Raw genomic sequence first — 19,881 nt, 5'->3', positions numbered from 1 at the left:
GAGCAATGCAATATATTCTGAATGCCATTAGAAGAAATGGAATGCTATTAATTTTTGTCTTTTTAGAGTTAATTGCGTTGTTTCTTGTCTTTAAGAAAAATATTTATCACGAAACTATTCTTGCCTCTGCAAGCACTTCGTTTACAGGTTATGTGGATGATAAAATTGCAAAGGTGACAAACTTTATTAATTTACCGAGTACCAATAAAGATTTGATGGACGAAAATGCCTTTTTGCGTGAGCAATTGGTGCATTTAGGGATTAAAGATGCGAAAACTAAAAAGTTTTACAAATCGGATACCTTAGGTTATCATCAAACGTATTCTTTTGTACCTGCTGAGATTGTAAACAACTCGATTATCAAAACGCAAAATCTTTTGACGATTGATAAAGGAACAAATGACGGAATAGAAAAAGGTGACGGAATCATTACAAATAATGGTGTGATTGGTATTGTAACTTTTGCAGGGAAAAATTATTCTCGTGCAATTTCGTTGTTAAACAAGGATATCAATATCAATGCACGTATCAAAGGTAATCAATATTTCGGGACAGTGAAATGGGATGGAAAAGATCCTCGTTTTGTTCAGTTATATGAAATTCCGAAATACATCGAAGTGAAAAAAGGTGATATCATCGAAACGGATGGTAAATCGCCAGTTTTCCCAGAAGGAATTATTATAGGTAAAGTTGTAAGCAAAGGAATTGATGAAACGGGAGAAATGAAAGTTCAAGTAAGATTGAAACAAGATTTTGCCAATTTAGCACAAGCTTATGTGGTTACAAACCTTAATAAAGTTGAAATTCAACAAGTAGAAAAATCAGATACAATAACAAGTCCAAAGAATGTTCAATAAAGATTTTTTAATCAATATTATCAAGATTATCGTTTTAGCTTTGCTACAAGTTTTTGTGTTCAATCACATCAACTTTTTAGGAAGCTATCAACCATATATCTATATTGTATTTGTATTATTTTATCCGCCTTATCAAAATAAATATGCCTTATTAATCTTATCATTTATGTTAGGATTAATGATTGATATTTTCGAATATACAGGTGGAATTCATGCTTTCGCATTAACACTTATCGCATTTCTTAGAAATCCAATTATCAAACTTTTGGCAGGAAAACAAGATTACGAAATGGAATTTTTCTCTTTCAATTCGTTTAGTTTTGCGCAATGGTTATTTTATTTGATTATTCTAATTCTTGCACATCATATTATTTTATTACTTCTTGAGAATTTTAAACCATCAGGAATTGGACCTTTGATGCTAAAAGCATTAATCAATTCGGGAATAACTTTTGTGTTTGTCTTTATTTATAAAATTTTATTTAAAAATAAAGTTGGAGTATGAAAAAGTTGATGGTTGTTTATGCACTCATCCTGTTTATAGTGTTTCTATTTATAGGACGTTTGGCGTATTTGCAATTATTTACAGATCGTTATACGTTAAATGCATTTAATACGTCGATCAAACAAGAGATTATTTATCCCAATCGTGGTGATATTCTTGATCGAAACGGAAAATTGTTGGTGAGTAATACCTATTCGTACGAATTAGATGTTATTCCTGGAAAATTAATTGACAGTTATGGAGAATATATGAATGGTTTTGATAAGCCTAAATTCTCTAAAATGATTGGAATTTCTACACAACAATTTGATTCTATTTTAGATAAAATTGTAACTGCAAAAGATTACAAAAAATTATCTCCATATCCTTTTTTAAAGAATATTTCGCGCGAGAATTTTGCTCGTATGCAAGAGCAATTGTATTTGTATCCAGCGTTTAGTATCATCAAACGTCCTGAACGTAAGTACATGGTAAATTCTGCAGGAAATATACTAGGCTATATAAATGAGGCCAATCAATCTTATATCAAAACAGATTCTACCTATTATCAACCTGGAGATTTAGTAGGAATTGCCGGAGTTGAAAAATCGTATGAAAAAGATTTACGTGGAGTAAAAGGTGTAAAAAACTGGATTGTAGATCGAACAATGAATGTTGTTGGTCCATATAAAAACGGTGACTATGATCGACCTGTAAAAAGTGGGAAAACAGTTCATTTAACCATAGATTATCGTTTGCAAGAATTGGCAGAACAAATGCTTCAAAATAAACGTGGGGCAATTGTCGCACTTGATCCTAATAATGGTGAAATTTTGGCTTTAGCATCTGCACCTACAATTAATCCAAATGATTATTTGAATACAAAGTTGAGAAGTGCATTAATCAACGATTCTATTGCTCGTCCAACTTATGATAGAGCCTTACAAGGAACTTATCCTCCTGGTTCTACATTCAAAATGGTAACGGCTTTGGCTGGTTTACAAATGGGAACGATGACAGAAAAGACAACGTATGTTTGTAAACATGGTTTCCGTTATGGACGTATGCATATTGGTTGTCACTGTGGAATGTATTATACACCACAAGGTCTAGAACATGCGATTGGAAAATCGTGTAATAACTTTTTCTCAGAGGCTTACCGAGATATTGTTCGTAAAGATCCAAACGATTATAGTGTAGGAATTAACGAATGGGCTTCCATTTTGAATAGTTTCGGATTAGGAAAATTTATGGGAACAGATTTACCTGTTGGTAGCAAAGGTCTTATTCCGACAGCTGAGTTTTACGACAATCGTTTTGGAGAAGGTGTTTGGAATCCTTACCGTATTATTTTTAATGGTATGGGACAAGGAGATATTAATACAACTCCACTGCAAATGGCTAATTATACAGCAATCATTGCGAACAAAGGATTTTTCTATACACCGCATATTGTACATAGTATTGATGGAAAACCATTGACAGATTCTACTTATATGGTGAAAAAAAATACATTGGTTGATCCAAAACATTTTGACATCATTCAACGCGGAATGCGTAATGTATTTACAATGGGTACAGCTCGTAGTTTTGATACAAGTTCTTTTGTACAATTTGGTAAAACCGGAACTTCTCAAAATTCTCATGGACAAGATCACTCATTATTTGTATTGTTTGCTCCAGCAGATAAACCAAAAATTGCGATTGCTGCAATTGTAGAGAATGGTTCTTGGGGTACAACTTATGCTGGACCAATGGCGAGTTTGATTGCTGAATTGTATGTAACAGATACAATAAAACGTCCTGCGTTAGTGCAACGTATGAAAAATGGTAATTTACAAGGCGAATATCGTCGTCAATGGATAGATTATCTAAAAAGAAAAGGATTATACGTAGAACCAGTAAAAAAGGATTCGATCGGAAATAAAGTAGATAGTTTAAAATTAAAAAAAGATTCAACAAAACTAAAACATGAGCCAAAGCAGATTACTAAAAGGAATTGATTGGACCGTACTGATCCTAGGGTTTCTGATAGTAACTTTCGGGATTATGAATGTGTATAGTGTCAATCCAGATTTAGGTGTAAAACAGCTAATTTGGTTTGGACTTGGAATGGTGATGATATTGATTTTGATAATTGCGAGTGGAAACAATCGTAATTTCTTCGAAATTTATAGTCCTGTCTTTTATATCATTTCCCTCGTTTTGCTCGTGGGAGTTTTGATTGTTGGAAAAGAAATTAATGGTGCAAAAGCGTGGTATCGTTTTGGTCCTCTGAGTTTGCAACCTGCAGAATTTGCGAAGATCGGTACAGCTTTGTTGATTGCTAATTTTATCAATCATTCAAATGCAAATCTAAAAGACTTAGGTTTTATAGGAAAAATATTGTTGATTATAGCTATACCAGTAGTCTTAATTCTTTTACAACCCGATTTAGGATCAGTAATTATTTTTTGTTCATTAAGTATTGCATTGTACAGAGAAGGACTTAATCCGTGGATAATTTTAGCGCCAATCATATTATTAATCATTTTCTTGATTTCGATTGTACAAATTCCTTTTTACGTTTTATTAGTTTTTGGATTTATAATTCTTACAATAGCTTTATTAATTTTAGCTTTCAATTATAATCAGAATGTAGTTGATGCAATGCACGGCGTTTTAATCGGTTTATCAATTTTCTTTTTATTATTGATTGGAATTTGTTATTTGGTTGAAGATTTATCAGAAACAACAAGAGAATCTTTTGGACATTTATTCCCAATGCGTTCCTTATTTTTCTCAGAACCGATATTTTTTAATACAACTTTCTTTGGATTGATAGGATTCTTTATATCAATCATTCCAGTTTTAATTTTAAAATTAACCGAACAAAAAGAAATTAATGATTCACCCTTCAAAACACAATCTGGATTAGCTGCAAATGTTTTGAATTTTAGTATTATTGCGTCTATTGTGTTGTTATTATTTGCAAGCACGGTTAGTTTTATTTCTCCGATCATTTTTGAGAAGTTACCGAAACACCAAAAAGAACGTGTGATGGTTTTGTATGAAGGAGAAGCAAAATACCGCGATACTTCGGGATATAATTTATTATATGCAAAAACAGCGATTGGTTCGGGCGAATTATACGGGAAAGGTTACAATCAAGGAACTATTAAAAAAGGAAGATTTGTGCCAGAACAACAAACCGATTATATTTTTACAACAGTAGGAGAAGAGTGGGGATTCATTGGTAGTACAGCCTTGGTGATTGTTTATGCAGTTTTCGTAGGACGATTATTTTTCTTAGCCGAAATCCAAAAAAATAGATTTGCTCGATTTTATGGATATGCTGTTGCCTCTATTTTATTTTTCCACTTCTTTATCAATATTGCAATGGTAATTGGGCTTTTCCCAACAGTTGGTATTCCGCTACCATTCTTTAGTTATGGAGGAAGTTCGTTGTGGGGATTCACTATTCTGATCGGAATTTTTCTAATCATTCATTACAAGAACAGTCAAGGATTTATTTAGAAAATAATTCAATAAAATAAAAAAGCTACATTGATTTTCAATGTAGCTTTTTCGTTATTATTTCGATACTTCTAACTCAGAAATATGATGAACTTTCTTAATTAATTTATTGTCTTTATCAACCAAAATTAGAGTAGGAGTAGACTCTATTCCAAACTCAGCTGCGATTGGCGAATCCCATCTCAAAAGATCAGTATAATTGTACCAAGGTAAATCCTTTGTAGCGCTTTTAAACGCTGTTTGATCGTAGTCTAAAGAAATGGCAACAATTTCTCCGCCTTTTGATTTAAAGTTCTTATAAAACTCTTTAATATGCGGGATTTCTTGTTGACAAGCAGGACACCAAGAAGCCCAGAAAACAATTAATTTTTGATCTGCTTTGATATCATACAACGATTTTTTTCCGTTAACAGGTTGAGGAAAAGTGATATTCGGAACTTTACTTCCTGCTTGCATAGAAGCGCTTTGTCCTACTTTCTTTTTCAATTGATCTGTTACGTTAGAAGTCAAACCTTTTACTTTATCTACGTATTTTTTATGAAAATTTGCATATTCTTTTTCAGGAACAAAGTTTAAGATAGTTGTCAATACATTTTGACCTCGTGTGGTTTTGATATCTGTTTTAGCCAAAATTTCGTCTGTAGCAGCAATTAAATTTCCTTCTACATTTTGATTGTTTGCAGCAGCTAATTTTCCATTAATATATGCAAAAACTAAATCATTAAACATTCCAGATTGTTCCAATCGTACATCATCTTTTACAAAATGATTCACAATTTCATTTAGCGTTTCAGCATCTTTATTTGTTTGAGCTTTTTGTTTCAAATCATTCAACTCATTAATATAGGTGATTAATGGCGAAAAATTTTCGTTACGTTTCAACTCTTTTATACGTTTATCTTCTTTTACCATTGCTGTATAAAACTCATCAGTTGGCTTATACATTTGCATCAAATAAGGAAAAACTTGATTTTGAACTTCATTTAATGGTTGAAGTGCCAAAACTTTATTGTATTCCTTTTGAGTATTTCCCTCTAAAATTTCAAGTTTAGAAGACATTTCTTGTCCACTTACCGTTTTGAATTTTAGATTTTTGTTATCAGTTAATAACGAAAGATTTTCTCCTGTTGGCAAATCAATACGTACAAAACCATTGTACGCTTTTGGAACTTTAACAGAGAAATTTCCATTGTTATCAGTAATCGCATTGTTGATTAATTTCATTTCAGCATTCTCAAAAATCTTAACCAAAACAGGTTTGTTTGCATAATTTTCTATTTGCCCAGAAACATTAAACTGCCCAAAGGCAGAACTTCCTAAAACAACAAGCGGTAGTATAAATTTATTTTTCATAGTTTGTTTGATATAATAAAAAAACCTCAATCGAATAGATTGAGGTTTAAAAGTATGAATTTATTTTTTAATAACTTGTCTTTGTCTGTAGGAAATCACTCCTGCGATTGTTACAGCTGTAACAATTAAAATAGGTGCGTAATCGTCTATTGGAACTTTTCTTCCTCCGGTTCCCCCTCCTTCAATTCCCCCTCCATCGCTAGATTCACAATCTGGCATATCTGGTGGACAAGGATCAGCAGCCTTTATTACCTTAGAACAACTAAAAAAAAGTATAATTAAGAATAATTTATTTAAATGTTTCTTCATAGCTAGGTTATTTGTTAATGGTTTTCTTCGTTACTACTTTACCATCTTTATATGTAATTTTAACAACATACATAGTAGGTATATTTGCTAGATTAAGTTTATAATCAGTATTTGTCATAATATTTGTTTTATAAAATATTTGACGTCCAGTTAAATCAAAAATTGAAATATCTGCTGTTGTATTTTTATCTTCAAATCTAACATACTGACTTTTATTATTTGTATAAAGAAAAGTAGCGTCGGTTCTATTCAAATCACTTGTTCCTAATTTACTTGGTAATTCATTCCAATAAAATTCAAAACGTTCGTTAATTTTATCATCAGCAATAAAACTTAGTTCAGTAGCTTCACTAACATCTATAGCTTTTTTTGTGACATTATCATATAAATAGTATTTTCCTACAGTTAAATTTTTTACTTTATTTAAAATAGAATATTCATAAAGATTTAAATTTAAACGATAATTTTTTCCATTTTCTAAATTATAAAAACCTATTCTCAAAGGTTTACCAATATAATCTTCATTATTGAATTGATTAGTTAATGTTTGAGAATCTAACAATACATTTCCTTCTTTGTCTTCTTCATAGAAAAAAATAGGATTAGTAATTTTAGCAGGATTAGAAGAGCCAGTAACCATAAAGTTAGCATTTAACAAATAAGCAGCATTTCCTTGTAATTGGTTATCTTTACTCAAATACAATTCTAGTTGCGTAAAATCAAAATCTGTCACTAATCCATTTTCTTTTAATTTTTCATTATATAAAATATCAGACTCAACATTAGCTGTATTTGCTGATTTAGAATATGTACCAGTACCTGAAAAAGTATATCCATTAATAAAAGTTTTTTGAGAATCGCTTAAATTAACCTTAGCATCAATAATAAGTGATCCATTTCCTGATGGACTAATAACATTATAGTCTACGTAAAATGATTCATAAGGCTTTACCAATAATGCTTCGGGGCTTCCTGTCCAAAAATATTTACTATTTGTATTATCCTTCATTAAATAAGCACTAAGAGCAGTTGTATTTCCTGTACTAGTGTTTCCTGAGTTACTATTCCATTTAATTATGTAATCATTTGCTACTTTAAATACTCTAAATCGTAGTGCAAGCCATGCTTCTGCAGGTGATTTACCAGATCCTGAAGCTGTATTAAAAGTAATCCATGAAGCTCCAGAATTAATATTTGATAAATCTAAATTAGATGTAAAAGGATTTCCTAAACGATGTAAATTTTTTCCAAATAATTTATCATTGTCATATTTAGTACCTGTTTGGTTTCCAATATATGAATCATAAGACTCTGCATAATTATTGATTCTATTTTTCCAATCTTTCCAAGCAAGATTTGCAAAATCAGAAGTTTTTCCTTTTAATCCACTTTTTAGAGTATAATTTGTTTGATTGTTATTAGGAATACCAGCAAATACTAACGAACTAACAGCTCCTAAAGAATTAATTGTAGACTTTACATTAGTTCCATTTCTTAAATTTAATAAATATCTACGTTCTGGAGTAATGGTATAATTGTTGTCAACAGCATCATATTCTGTTTCTTCAACATCCCACACAAAAAGAGATTGATTATACCTTTTGTTTAAGCCACAATCTACATTAATAGCACAATTTCCTGAGAAGAAATCACCTCCAGTCATAGAATTTATAACATCTTTAGCTGATGTATTTTTGTACGGTAACGAGATAATATATTCATCATTTGTTAAATCAGGAACAGATCTTTCAATAGCTACTTTTCCTGTAACACTACTAGCATCTTTAATGATTAATTGACCATAAGATGTTGAGCTAGTGTACTTGTTTACAAAGTTTTTTCCAGTTTCATTTACGTTTGTAAAACCACCTTGAATTTGGATATTCCCTTGATTAATTATTTTCTCAGTTGTAGCAGTTATTTGATCTGTACTAACATTTACATTTCCTCCGTTATAGAATAAAGTATTAGGATTAACTTTGACTATCACAGCGTCTTTGATATACGTATCTTGCGCAGAAGCGCTATATATCGCACCAAGTACGAATAAAGCAAGTAGATTCTTTTTCATAAATTATGTTATTTTGGTAGGTTTTTATTAAAATTAAAAAATAATTTCATTACAAATATAAAAATATTTATTAATAAGTTACTATACAATAGATTATATTATAACTTTTTCTGGTAAATCTTTAATGTTATACATCAAATCAGTAAAGATTTCTTCCGTAACTGCTCGCAATCCTCGAGCTCCTAAACCCAGTTCATTGGCACGGTCTACAATTCTATTTAGGGTTTCGTCCGTCACTACAAGCTCTTTTCCGTCTAGGGCAAAAAGTTTTGTATATTGTTTCATTAGAGAGTTCTTTGGTTCTGTCAAAATAGCTCTCATCGCTTCTTTATCTAATGCTTTAAGATACGTAATAATTGGTAAACGTCCAATTAATTCTGGAATGATACCAAAGTTTTTCAAATCTTGTGCATTTACTTCATCCAAAAGATTTTCGATTTCTTTGTGATCCTCATTCTTGAAACCAATTACGTGTTTCTTCAAACGATCTGCAATGTGTTTTTCTATTCCAGAAAAAGCTCCACCAGCCACAAACAAAATATCTTTTGTATTAACTTCTATAAATTTTTGATCAGGATGCTTACGTCCTCCTTTTGGTGGCACGTTAACAATAGTTCCTTCCAAAATTTTAAGCAAAGCTTGTTGTACACCTTCTCCAGAAACGTCACGTGTAATAGATGGATTGTCACTTTTACGTGCAATTTTATCTACTTCATCAATAAATACGATTCCTTTTTCGGCAAGCTCTACATTATAATCAGCAGATTGTAAAAGACGCGTCAAAATACTTTCTACATCTTCTCCTACATATCCAGCTTCTGTAAGTACAGTTGCATCAACGATTGCAAATGGAACATTCAATAACTTAGCAATTGTTTTTGCTAATAATGTTTTTCCACTTCCTGTTTCTCCAACTAAAATAACGTTCGATTTATCAATCTCTACATCATTTTCTTTGTCTAGCAATATTCTTTTGTAATGGTTGTATACGGCAACCGACAATATTTTTTTTGCCTGGTCTTGACCAATCACGTAATCATCTAAAAACTCTTTAATTTCTTTCGGAGATTTTAGCGTTAATGGTTTTATCAAATCGTTATTTTCGTTAAATTTCGATTCTTCTAAAACTATACCATGAGCTTGTTCTATGCAATTATCACAAATATTACCGTCGATTCCAGACACTAAAATATTTACTTCGTTTCTGCTTTTTCCGCAAAAAGAGCACTTATTTTCTTCCAATTTTTTATACTAATTAAGATGCAAAGGTATTTATTTTCTTCTAGATAGAAAATAAATTATTTGTTAATTTCTATAATTGTAAATTAAATCAAAAAAGTGGATGTTTTTGTCCTTATTTAGATTATTGTTTTTTTATTTCATTCTTATTGTTTTACAAAATTTTAAGTATTTGTAAACGAAAAAAAGGATACTCAAAATTTTGAGTATCCTTTTTTTGTATTTTTATTGAATTTAAAATTATTTACGAGGCAATAAAACTTCGTCAATCATTCCATATTCTTTTGCTTCTTGTGAAGTCATCCAGTAATCACGTTCACCATCTTTTTCGATTTGCTCGAAAGTTTGACCAGAATGAGTTGCAAGAATATCATATAATTCTTTTTTCAATTTCAAGATTTCCTTCAATGTAATTTCCATATCAGTAGCTTGTCCTTGAGCACCACCTAAAGGTTGGTGAATCATCACGCGAGAATGTTTAAGAGCCGAACGTTTTCCTGCTGCACCTGCACATAATAAAACTGCTCCCATAGAAGCTGCCATTCCTGTACAAATTGTTGCAACGTCTGGTTTTACTAACTGCATTGTATCGTAAATTCCTAATCCAGCATAAACACCACCACCTGGTGAGTTAACATAAATCTGAATGTCTTTTGTCGCATCCACACTTTCTAAGAACAATAATTGCGCTTGAATAATATTGGCAATTTGATCATCGATTCCTGTTCCTAAAAAGATGATTCTGTCCATCATCAAACGAGAGAAAACGTCCATTTGTGCAACGTTCAATTTTCTTTCTTCAACGATGTAAGGCGTTGTATTTTGGATGTAACTCTCCATATGTAAAGAGCTAATTCCTTTGTCTAACAGCGCATATTTTTTAAATTCTTCTCCTACGTTTTTCATTATTAAATTTAGATTTTAAATGAAAGGTATAAAGAATTTTTTAGAAGTGATTAAGCTTCTGCTAATTCTTTATTTTTTTCTGTAATAATGTCAACAAACTCGTCAAATGTTACTTCTTTCTCGTTCAATTTTACATTGTTTTTGAAGATGTCTAACATTTTGTCTGTAAACACTTGGTATGATAAACGGTTGTATTCTTCTTGATTCTGTAAAGCAGACATTGCAATTTGTTGTAATGTTTCTTCTGGAATAGAAGTTTGACCGTACATTTTTAATTGATCTTTGATTGCAGCAAAAGCAGCTTCTTTTACTTCCTCAGCATTTACTTCTACATTGTTAACTTCAGCAATTTTAGCTTCGATTAATTGGTAACGTAAACCTTTGTCCATTTTTACCAATTCTTCTTTCGCTTGCTCTTCAGAAGTTACATTTTCGTTAGAAGTGATTAACCATTTTGTTAAAAATTCTGTTGGTAAATCAAATTGAACTGTATCTAATAATTTAGCTACAACGTCATTGATAATTTGTTTGTCAGATTCTTTGTTGTACATGTTTTCTGACTCTTCTTTGATTTTGTTACGGAAAGCTTCTTCTGAATCTACAGCTCCTTCTCCATAAACTTTATCAAATAATTCTTGGTTAACTTCTGCTTTTTCAGCTTTGTTAATTTCTTTGATTGTATAAGTAACGTTAGTTCCTTCTTCAGAAACTTCTGTGTTCAATTGTTGTGCAGCTTCTTCAGCAGTGTCAAAAATATCGTTAGAATTTACTTCTACAACATCACCAGCTTTTTTACCGATAAATGCAGAAGCATCTTTCAATTCTTCTAAACGGATAAATGTTGGTTTAGCTTCTTGTCCTTCTACAGAAGCTTCTACTTTCAATACAGCTTCAGCTTCAGCTTCAGTTAAAGATTTTAATGATCCAAAACGAGCAGCGAAATTATCTACATATTTTTGGATTTCGTCGTCAGCAACTTTTACTTTGTAGCTGTCAACTTCTACTTTAGATAAATCAACATCAAATTCTGGAGCTAATCCTAATTCGAAATCAAATGATAATTGATCAGCATCCCAATCAACATCTTTCATTACTGGAACTGGATTTCCTAAGATTGATAATTTTTCTGTGTTGATGTATTCAGATACACTTTTTTGTAAAATTTCGTTAACTGTATCAAAAATAACAGCTTGTTCGTATTGTTTTTTTACAAAGCTCATTGGAACTTGTCCTTTACGGAAACCTTTGATGTTAGCTGTTTTTCTGTATTGGTTCAATACGTCAACTACTTTTTCTTGAAAATCTGCCTTATCAACAGTTACAGTTAATACTGCGTTTAATTTGTCTGTTGTATTTTTAGTAATATTCATCTACCTTAAATTTGGAGTGCAAATGTATAAATTATTAATGATTTTTAATAGTAAAAAGTAATATTACAATCAATTCATTCACTATAAATTAACAATTCGGATCGAATCTTATCAAATACTTGAGATTTTGATTTTAGATGGAATGATTGAATTGATTATTTACTACTTTTATGAGGTGATATTTTCAACAATTAAGCCATTTGATTTTTGCTGACACAATGACATAAAAAAATCCAGAACATTGGTTCTGGATTTTTAATATTTTGAAAATTTAATTTCTTATAATTCTCCGTAATTTGCGTAAGATTCGTCAAAAACAAAATCTTCCATAAACTTAGTTGTATAATTACCCGCGATAAAATCTGGGTTGTCCATCAACTGTAAGTGGAAAGGAATTGTTGTTTTGATACCTTCGATATAAAATTCTCCTAACGCACGTTTCATTTTTGCAATTGCTTCTTCACGCGTTTGTGCAGTAACAATGATTTTTGCAATCATAGAATCGTAGTTCGGTGGAATAGAATATCCAGCATAACAATGTGTATCTACACGAACACCATTACCACCAGGAATATTAATATTTGTAATTTTACCTGGAGAAGGGCGGAAGTCGTTGTAAGGATCTTCTGCATTGATACGACATTCGATAGAGTGTCCGTTTGGATAATAATTTTGACCAGAAACAGGCTCACCGTCCGCTAACATAATTTGTTCACGAATTAAATCGAAACCTGTTACTTGCTCAGTAATTGGATGCTCTACTTGGATACGAGTATTCATTTCCATAAAGTAAAAGTCTCCATGTTTATCTACTAAGAACTCAATTGTTCCAACACCTTCGTAACCGATATATTCACAAGCTTTGATAGCTGCATCTCCCATGCGCTGACGTAATTCGTCTGTCATGATTGGAGATGGAGTTTCCTCTGCTAATTTTTGATTACGACGTTGAATAGAACAGTCACGCTCTGATAAGTGACAAGCTTTACCATTTTGGTCAGATGCAACTTGAAACTCAATATGACGTGGTTCTTCGATCAATTTTTCCATGTACATTGCGTCGTTACCAAAAGCTGCTGCAGCTTCGGCACGAGCAGAATCCCATGCGTGTAATAAATCTTCTTCTTTCCAAATCGCACGCATACCTTTACCACCACCACCGGCAGTAGCTTTTATCATTACTGGGTATTTAATTTCGCGAGCAATTTCTAAAGCTTCTTCATAACTTTCTAATAAACCATCAGATCCTGGTACAACAGGAACTCCAGCTTCTTTCATTGTTGCTTTTGCGTTTGCTTTATCTCCCATACGGTCAATATTGTCAGCAGAAGCTCCAATAAACTTGATTCCGTTAGAAGCACAAATTTTAGAGAAATTAGAATTTTCTGCTAAGAATCCGTATCCTGGGTGAATAGCATCAGCGTCAGTAATTTCTGCTGCTGCAATGATATTAGAGATTTTAAGGTATGAATCTTTACTTGGAGCAGGACCAATACACACAGCTTCGTCTGCGAAACGTACATGTAAAGATGTCTCGTCAGCTTTAGAGTAAACAGCAACCGTTTTGATTCCCATTTCTTTTGCAGTACGTATAATACGCATTGCAATTTCTCCTCTATTAGCGATTAATATCTTCTTAAACATAATTTTTTAGATATAATTGATTAAGCTGGATCAACTAAGAATAATGGTTGATCGTACTCAACTGGACTAGCGTCGTCCACTAAGATTTTTACAATTTTTCCAGAAACTTCTGATTCGATTTCGTTGAATAATTTCATTGCTTCAACAATACATAAAACTTTGCCTGGAGCAATAGCATCACCTACATTAATAAAAGGTTCTTTACCTGGTCCTGCAGAACGGTAGAAAGTACCAATCATAGGAGATTTAACTGTAATTAAATTACTGTTTTCTTCTTCTGTTGATGTAGTAGAGTTATTTGCTGGTGCAGCTGCTGCTTGAGGTGCTGCAACTTGTGCTACAGGAGCTTGTGGTACATAAATTTGTTGAGATGCAACTTGTGCAGGTACGCTTGCTAAAGTTTTGATTTTGATTTCGATGTCATCTTGTTTGATGCTCACTTCAGCAACTTCTGCTTTTGATACGAATCTAATTAAATTTTGAATGTCTTTAATGTCCATATAATGCGGTTTTTTATTTGACCTTTTATGTTTGTTTTCTATAAAACGACTTCAAAGGTATTGAAAAAAAAATAAAAAAAGCTGTTTCTTTTTAGAAACAGCTTCAAAATCTTTCGAAGATTATATTATTCAGTAACTTCTTGTACTTTTTCTAATACTACTTTTCCTTTGTAGTATAATTTTCCGTCAGACCAGTGAGCTCTGTGGTATAAGTGTGCTTCACCTGTTGTTTTATCGATTGCTAATTGTGGAGCTTCGATTTTGTAGTGTGTTCTACGTTTATCTCTTCTTGTTGACGACTGTCTTCTCTTAGGATGTGCCATATCTAACTACTTTTTTTTCTTTATTTCTATAATTTATTTTAATAATAAAAACCAATTAAGGTTTCAAATCTTTCAATTTTGCCCAACGAGGATCAATGTCGTTATTATCGTCATCGTCATCATTGTTGTTGTCTTCATCGTTATGCTCGTCTTCTGCATCTTCGTCTAATTCGTAAATGCTGTATTGGTCTAACAATTCAATCATTTCAGAATCGCTTTTGCCATTCAAGACATCGGGATGAATTCGTTTTGTTGGTACTGATAGCATTGCTAGTTCATAAAAAACTTGTGCAACATTGATTTGGTATTCCTCTCTTGGAATTACCCATATCTCAAAATCAGTATCGTCAAACTCGTCGCCAAATTTAACAATTAATTCTGCATTATTCGAAATTTCTTGCTGAAACAATTCTCCAGTCAAATCACAAGGAACTGTAATGTTCCCTTTTAAGCTGATTTCTAACTCAAGCATTGTCGATTTTTTATCTAAAATAATTGTCGCAATTAAATTAGGATTGTCAAAATCTTGCTCAATTTCAAATAAATCAAAGAACGATTGTGATAATTCGAATGTAAAATCACTCTTACCAAAAGGCAAGCTTGTAAATACAATATTATAATTTTTTAACTTGTCCATACCACAAAAAGGTGTGCAAAGATAATCTAATTTATTTAAAATTAATAGCTCTTTGCAACTTATTTTAATTTTTTATTCTTTATTATCGCCTTTTTCTAATTTTAGAGGAATATGTTGCAATACATTTTTTGTTAGCTCTTGGTATTCGTTTCGATTTTTATATAATTCGATTGCCGAAAAAATAGCTTCCTTAAATGATTCTTCGTTTGCAATTCCTTTTCCTGCGATGTCGTAAGCCACACCATGATCTGGCGAAGTTCGTACAAATTTTAATCCAGCTGTATAATTAACTCCTTCATCAAAACTAATTGTTTTGAAAGCAACCAATCCTTGATCGTGATACATGGCCAAAACAGCATCAAAAGCGTCTAAATTATTTGGATTGAAAAAACTATCTGCCGAATAAGGTCCAAAAACTAATTGATTTTCGTTAATGCAACGCTCGATAACAGGCGAAATAATTTCTTTTTCTTCTGATCCTAACAGACCATTGTCACCTGCATGAGGATTAAGCCCAAGAACAGCAATTTTTGGCTTGCTGATGGCGTAATCTTCAATCAAACTTTTATGAATTTGTTGAATTTTTGCATAAACAGATTTTGAATTAATTTGTTTTGCAACTTCGCTAATTGGAATATGTTGCGTGACTAAACCAACTCTCAATTTCTCTGAAACTAAAAACATCAAAGGTTTTCCTCCCCAAACTTCTCCTAAATATTCGGTATGACCTGGGAAATGAAATTCTTCGGACTGAATATTATCTTTATTAATTGGAGCCGTTACCAAAACATCTGTAAAACCATCTGAAACAGATTTTGCAGCCGCTTTTAATGATTGATAAGCGTGTTCACCAGCTTCTTTGGTTACTTTACCATAATGTACATCAATTTGATCTTTCCAAAGATTAACCACATTGATTTTTCCGTCTACAATTTGATTCGCATCTTGAATACCTTGAAAATTGATTCGGTCAAATTTTAAACGATCTTTTTGATACGATAATAATTTGGTTGAACCGAAAATAACAGGTGTAAAAAACTCAGTTATTTCTTTTTCTTGTAAGGTTTTTAAGATAACCTCAATTCCGATTCCGTTATAATCACCAATCGAAATGGCAACTCTAATTTTTCTATCTTTTTCAGACATAATTTTAGTTTAATATGATTGGCTGGACGGTTTGTATTTTTTGAAAAACTTCTTGTAAATCAAATCTACAATTAAACCTCCAATCCATGATGAAAAGAATAAAACTGGACAGATCGCAATTTCGTACCAAGTTGGGTGATAAGGCGTGATAAGAACGTCGCCTAAAGCAACGATTAACACAATAAAACCTACAAACATCGTGTAAGCTTGTTTAGCTCTTCTTACGATAAGTGCTGTTATGACACCTCCAACTAAAGCTGCAATTCCACTAATTGCTAGCATTGATCCAAAAAATTGAACTTCGAATTTTTTCCCTTCTTGGTGCGAAAAATATTTGATGATATGTCTCCATTCTGGAAAAACTTTGTCGTCCCATCCTAATCTATCCGCGTTGTATATAAGACCAAATTGTATGATAGCATAGATAACAGCTAATCCTACTATTACAGCAATTGTGTTTCTTAATACAGTTTTGTCTTTTAGCATAATATTTTATTAGTCTGCAATGGCGATTACAGAAATTTCAACATTTACGTCGCGTGGTAAACGAGCAACTTCTACACATTCGCGTGCAGGATAATTTTCGTCATTAAAATAAGAAGCATAAACTTCGTTAACTGCATTGAAATCATTTAAATCCTTAACGAAAATTGTTGTTTTTACAACTTGATCAATTGTTGTTCCGCCCGCTTCTAAAATTGCAATTACATTTTTCATTACTTGATGAACTTCATCTTGAATGCCTGTTGTAACCAACTCATTTTTTTCTACATTAAAAGGAATTTGTCCTGATGTGTAAATAAATCCGTTGTATTTTACACCTTGTGAATAAGGTCCAATTGCTTGTGGCGCTTTTTCTGTATGAACGATTTGTTTTTTCATATTAATATTTTTTTAGTAATTAAGTCTTGATCTATCGTTGTATTTTAAATCTTGTAAGATTGATGCTTTGATTCCGATAAAGAAATCATAACTTTTATATGTTCCCATTGGTGTCCAGTTGAATGATAAAGTAAAGCTTCGTAAATCTCTTTCAAAACCAAAACGTACATAAGTAATTTCGCTTTTGATGAAATCGTAAGTTGCATTTGCTGAAATAGCCCAATATGGTGTTGGAGAAATTTTACCATTCATTGCAATAGAGCCTGTGCTACTTCCTTTTCGTTCTGTTCCTTTGCTATAATTATAACTTAAATTAGCTGTTAAACTCCAAGGAATAGCAAATTGAGCATAATTGTCGCTGTCATAATAGAAATTTTCATCACGAACTGTTCCACGCTTTTTATAGTTCTTGGCATCGAAACGTTTTCCACCAAATGTACTATTGTCAAAAGTATAACCAGTTCCTAATGTCATGTTCGAAATACGAAGATTTCCTAAGCCAAGTTCATCAATGTATTGAGCAACTTCACTTCCTTCAGCATTAATGTAACGTTGAATTTTATATGGATTAACAGTTGATGAGAATTGTACATTTACTTTTCTGTCAAACAAAGATGTCATTCCATTAATACTAATTGGAGAAAGTTTAAATTCATCCGCAGAGAAATTATAAGAAGAACTCAAACGTAAATATTCAAAAATCTTCACTTTTTTGAAACCTTTCGGATCATTTGAATCTTTGATTTTCATCTCCAAGTTATTCGAAAGTCCAAAGTTTAATGAATTTGTTAAACCAGGAATTGATACACCATATAACATGTTTTGATATTGGTTGTACCAAACTTCTTCTTGATTTTGGTTTTGATACGCTTTATAATATCCCCAAGATTGACTTTGGAAATCTGGCGTATAACTATAACCAATAGATGGTGTAATTACGTGCTGAATTCCTAAAATCTTAGCATCTTTATTTGGATTAAGATATAATCCATAAATATTTGTTGAAACAGAAGCATTGAAATTAAATGTTCGATAAGAATTGAATCCTTTCAATGTTGTGTCTTCTACTTTTCCGTTAACAGAATTGTAATTTTTAATTAAACGATTATCACCCCAAACTTCATTATAGTCAGAAGAAAGTGTTAATGGGAAATAATTAGCAAGTGTAATACCTGTTTGCAAACCAATTTTGTGATTGGCTCCCATTCGCATTTGATCTTTCCACATTTTGTCTGTAAAAATATCTTTGTCGTTGGTGTTAACTTCATTTCCTGCTTGCATACTATACGTTAAACCAAGATTTTGAATTAAACCTTCTTTTGGCATATTTTTCTTTGCAAAAGGGAAAATACGAGACATTGTCAAATTGAAACGAGGAAATGCAATGTTAATATCTCCAGTATTATAGTTTTGAGAGTGAGACATACTCAATTGAGCTGTTAGAGGTGCATTCTCAAAGTTTTTTGTTAAGTTGATAGACGAGTTAACGTTGTTTGTAAAAACTTGTCCAGTATTGATGTATTGATTTCGTACAGATTCACGGTAATATTTCGAACTCGAAAAGTTAACATTCGCATTGAACAACCAATATGGATTTGCTTTTGGGTCTTGGCTATGCGACCACATTACACCAAACATATTTTGTTTAGAAAACGCATTAGAACCTTCGGTAAGACCTTTGATACCAGTTAAACGATTTTCTACATTCGCTGCAAGTCGTCCATTGTATTTATAACGTTTTTTATAGGTAGACTCGGCTCTAGCAGCCCAACTACCTTTTGTATAAACATCCCCCGAAAGTTTTAAATCAAAATTATCTCCAAATGGAACATAAAACCCTAAATCTTCGATAAAGAAACCAAGATTTGTACGCTCACCTGGGCGAGGCATCAAAATACCTGCTGCACGTTTTGCACCCATCGCTGGGATGTAACCAAATGGCAATGCTAAGGGCGTTGGTACGTCATAAATCCACATATTGATGGGGCCGGTAATCAATGTTTTCTTACCATTTTTATCAATCATTTTTCCTTCTTTGGCGCGAAGAAAATAATCTGGTCGAGTATCTTTTTCTTCTTTAAAATAAGTATCCGTTGTAAAATCGGCACGTTTTAATAACATTACCGAATCATTGACACGTTTCGCTTTATCAGCAATGATGATTCCATCTTCTTGCGTCATGCGAATGTTATACGCGATTCCAACTTTCGTTTTGAAATTTACCTTGAAAGCATCTTGCAAAATTTCTTGTTGACCTTGTGTAAACTTTGTTTTTTCAATAATATTCCCAATAGAATCGCGCTTACCTTCGGCATATACATCACCTGTATCCCAATTTAGTTCGATATAATCTGCATCAATAGTCATATCGCCGTAAACTACATGTGCCTTACGCAAAAGGTAAGTCATACGTTTTTTACGATTATGTATTTCGTCCTCGGAATTGTGCTCTACCACAAACTCTAATTTCTCTTTTACAGGGATAATAGTATCTAATTTTACTGAATCAGAAACTATCTTAGAGTGATCTTTATCGTTATTATTTTGCTTAACTTGTCCAAAAGAAACGGTGCAAACCATAACTGGACTAAAAAATAAAATCGATTTAATTGCCTTTGTAAACAAATTGAAAAACTTATTTTTT

General features: G+C 32.1%; 18 protein-coding genes. 4 read left to right on the top strand and 14 right to left on the bottom strand.

The features are described 5' to 3' along the window. Positions 1-5: 5 nt before the first annotated feature. Genes mreC through rodA form a run of 4 tightly spaced genes read left to right on the top strand, consistent with a single transcriptional unit; the run spans position 6 to position 4,857 of the window. Complete coding sequence (mreC, locus tag B4A23_RS08080; RefSeq protein ID WP_038331976.1) at positions 6-857, top strand: rod shape-determining protein MreC; 852 nt, start codon at positions 6-8, stop codon at positions 855-857. Then, on the top strand, positions 847-1,362 hold the full coding sequence (mreD, locus tag B4A23_RS08075) for a rod shape-determining protein MreD (RefSeq protein WP_125348710.1): 516 nt from the start codon (positions 847-849) through the stop codon (positions 1,360-1,362). The genes mreC and mreD overlap by 11 nt, the downstream gene beginning before the upstream one ends. After that, positions 1,359-3,344 carry a peptidoglycan D,D-transpeptidase FtsI family protein gene (locus B4A23_RS08070; RefSeq protein ID WP_291118761.1) on the top strand — a complete coding sequence of 662 codons (1,986 nt, stop codon included), beginning with the start codon at positions 1,359-1,361 and terminating at the stop codon, positions 3,342-3,344. The genes mreD and B4A23_RS08070 overlap by 4 nt, the downstream gene beginning before the upstream one ends. After that, the gene (rodA, locus tag B4A23_RS08065) at positions 3,313-4,857 is read left to right on the top strand and encodes a rod shape-determining protein RodA (RefSeq protein WP_286477395.1); all 1,545 of its coding nucleotides are present in this window, start codon (positions 3,313-3,315) and stop codon (positions 4,855-4,857) included. Before B4A23_RS08070 ends, rodA begins: the two co-directional genes overlap by 32 nt. A 57-nt stretch (positions 4,858-4,914) precedes the next feature. Here rodA and B4A23_RS08060 read toward each other — a convergent pair whose 3' ends face one another. The 14 genes from B4A23_RS08060 to B4A23_RS07995 all read right to left on the bottom strand — a co-directional run bounded on the left by B4A23_RS08060 (position 4,915) and on the right by B4A23_RS07995 (position 19,862). Beyond that, positions 4,915-6,210 carry a TlpA family protein disulfide reductase gene (locus B4A23_RS08060; RefSeq protein WP_291118759.1) on the bottom strand — a complete coding sequence of 432 codons (1,296 nt, stop codon included), beginning with the start codon at positions 6,208-6,210 and terminating at the stop codon, positions 4,915-4,917. Positions 6,211-6,270: 60 nt separating this feature from the next. Then, on the bottom strand, positions 6,271-6,519 hold the full coding sequence (locus B4A23_RS08055) for a hypothetical protein (protein ID WP_291118756.1): 249 nt from the start codon (positions 6,517-6,519) through the stop codon (positions 6,271-6,273). A gap of 7 nt (positions 6,520-6,526) precedes the next feature. Beyond that, complete coding sequence (locus tag B4A23_RS08050; RefSeq protein ID WP_291118753.1) at positions 6,527-8,590, bottom strand: T9SS type A sorting domain-containing protein; 2,064 nt, start codon at positions 8,588-8,590, stop codon at positions 6,527-6,529. Positions 8,591-8,683: 93 nt separating this feature from the next. After that, on the bottom strand, positions 8,684-9,832 hold the full coding sequence (clpX, locus tag B4A23_RS08045) for an ATP-dependent Clp protease ATP-binding subunit ClpX (protein ID WP_280062867.1): 1,149 nt from the start codon (positions 9,830-9,832) through the stop codon (positions 8,684-8,686). A 237-nt stretch (positions 9,833-10,069) separates the two neighbouring features. Next, complete coding sequence (clpP, locus tag B4A23_RS08040; protein WP_038331995.1) at positions 10,070-10,735, bottom strand: ATP-dependent Clp endopeptidase proteolytic subunit ClpP; 666 nt, start codon at positions 10,733-10,735, stop codon at positions 10,070-10,072. Positions 10,736-10,785: 50 nt separating this feature from the next. Then, the gene (locus B4A23_RS08035) at positions 10,786-12,105 is read right to left on the bottom strand and encodes a trigger factor (protein ID WP_291118751.1); all 1,320 of its coding nucleotides are present in this window, start codon (positions 12,103-12,105) and stop codon (positions 10,786-10,788) included. 279 nt (positions 12,106-12,384) lie between these two features. Continuing rightward, positions 12,385-13,749: an acetyl-CoA carboxylase biotin carboxylase subunit gene (accC, locus tag B4A23_RS08030; protein WP_286484797.1), complete on the bottom strand. Its 1,365-nt coding sequence runs from the start codon at positions 13,747-13,749 to the stop codon at positions 12,385-12,387. 20 nt (positions 13,750-13,769) lie between these two features. Continuing rightward, positions 13,770-14,249 (bottom strand): acetyl-CoA carboxylase biotin carboxyl carrier protein, encoded by a 480-nt coding sequence (gene accB / locus B4A23_RS08025; RefSeq protein WP_180904999.1) that lies wholly within the window; start codon positions 14,247-14,249, stop codon positions 13,770-13,772. A gap of 125 nt (positions 14,250-14,374) precedes the next feature. Continuing rightward, positions 14,375-14,572: a 50S ribosomal protein L32 gene (gene rpmF / locus B4A23_RS08020; protein WP_019975824.1), complete on the bottom strand. Its 198-nt coding sequence runs from the start codon at positions 14,570-14,572 to the stop codon at positions 14,375-14,377. Positions 14,573-14,627: 55 nt separating this feature from the next. After that, the gene (locus tag B4A23_RS08015) at positions 14,628-15,209 is read right to left on the bottom strand and encodes a YceD family protein (protein ID WP_291118745.1); all 582 of its coding nucleotides are present in this window, start codon (positions 15,207-15,209) and stop codon (positions 14,628-14,630) included. A 72-nt stretch (positions 15,210-15,281) separates the two neighbouring features. Further along, a complete protein-coding gene (gene pdxA, locus B4A23_RS08010; RefSeq protein ID WP_291118743.1) occupies positions 15,282-16,355 on the bottom strand; it encodes a 4-hydroxythreonine-4-phosphate dehydrogenase PdxA in 1,074 nt (357 codons plus the stop codon). 9 nt (positions 16,356-16,364) lie between these two features. Further along, complete coding sequence (locus tag B4A23_RS08005; RefSeq protein ID WP_180904996.1) at positions 16,365-16,841, bottom strand: hypothetical protein; 477 nt, start codon at positions 16,839-16,841, stop codon at positions 16,365-16,367. Between the two features lie 9 nt (positions 16,842-16,850). Next, positions 16,851-17,237: a RidA family protein gene (locus B4A23_RS08000; protein ID WP_125348731.1), complete on the bottom strand. Its 387-nt coding sequence runs from the start codon at positions 17,235-17,237 to the stop codon at positions 16,851-16,853. A 12-nt stretch (positions 17,238-17,249) separates the two neighbouring features. Further along, on the bottom strand, positions 17,250-19,862 hold the full coding sequence (locus tag B4A23_RS07995; protein WP_291118740.1) for a putative LPS assembly protein LptD: 2,613 nt from the start codon (positions 19,860-19,862) through the stop codon (positions 17,250-17,252). Positions 19,863-19,881 lie beyond the last annotated feature (19 nt).

The organism is Empedobacter sp. UBA7248, from assembly GCF_002472945.1.
GTDB classification, from domain to species: domain Bacteria; phylum Bacteroidota; class Bacteroidia; order Flavobacteriales; family Weeksellaceae; genus Empedobacter; species Empedobacter falsenii_C.
The sequence above is the reverse complement of the archived record's forward strand: the minus strand, read 5'-3'. Positions and strand labels throughout refer to the sequence as shown.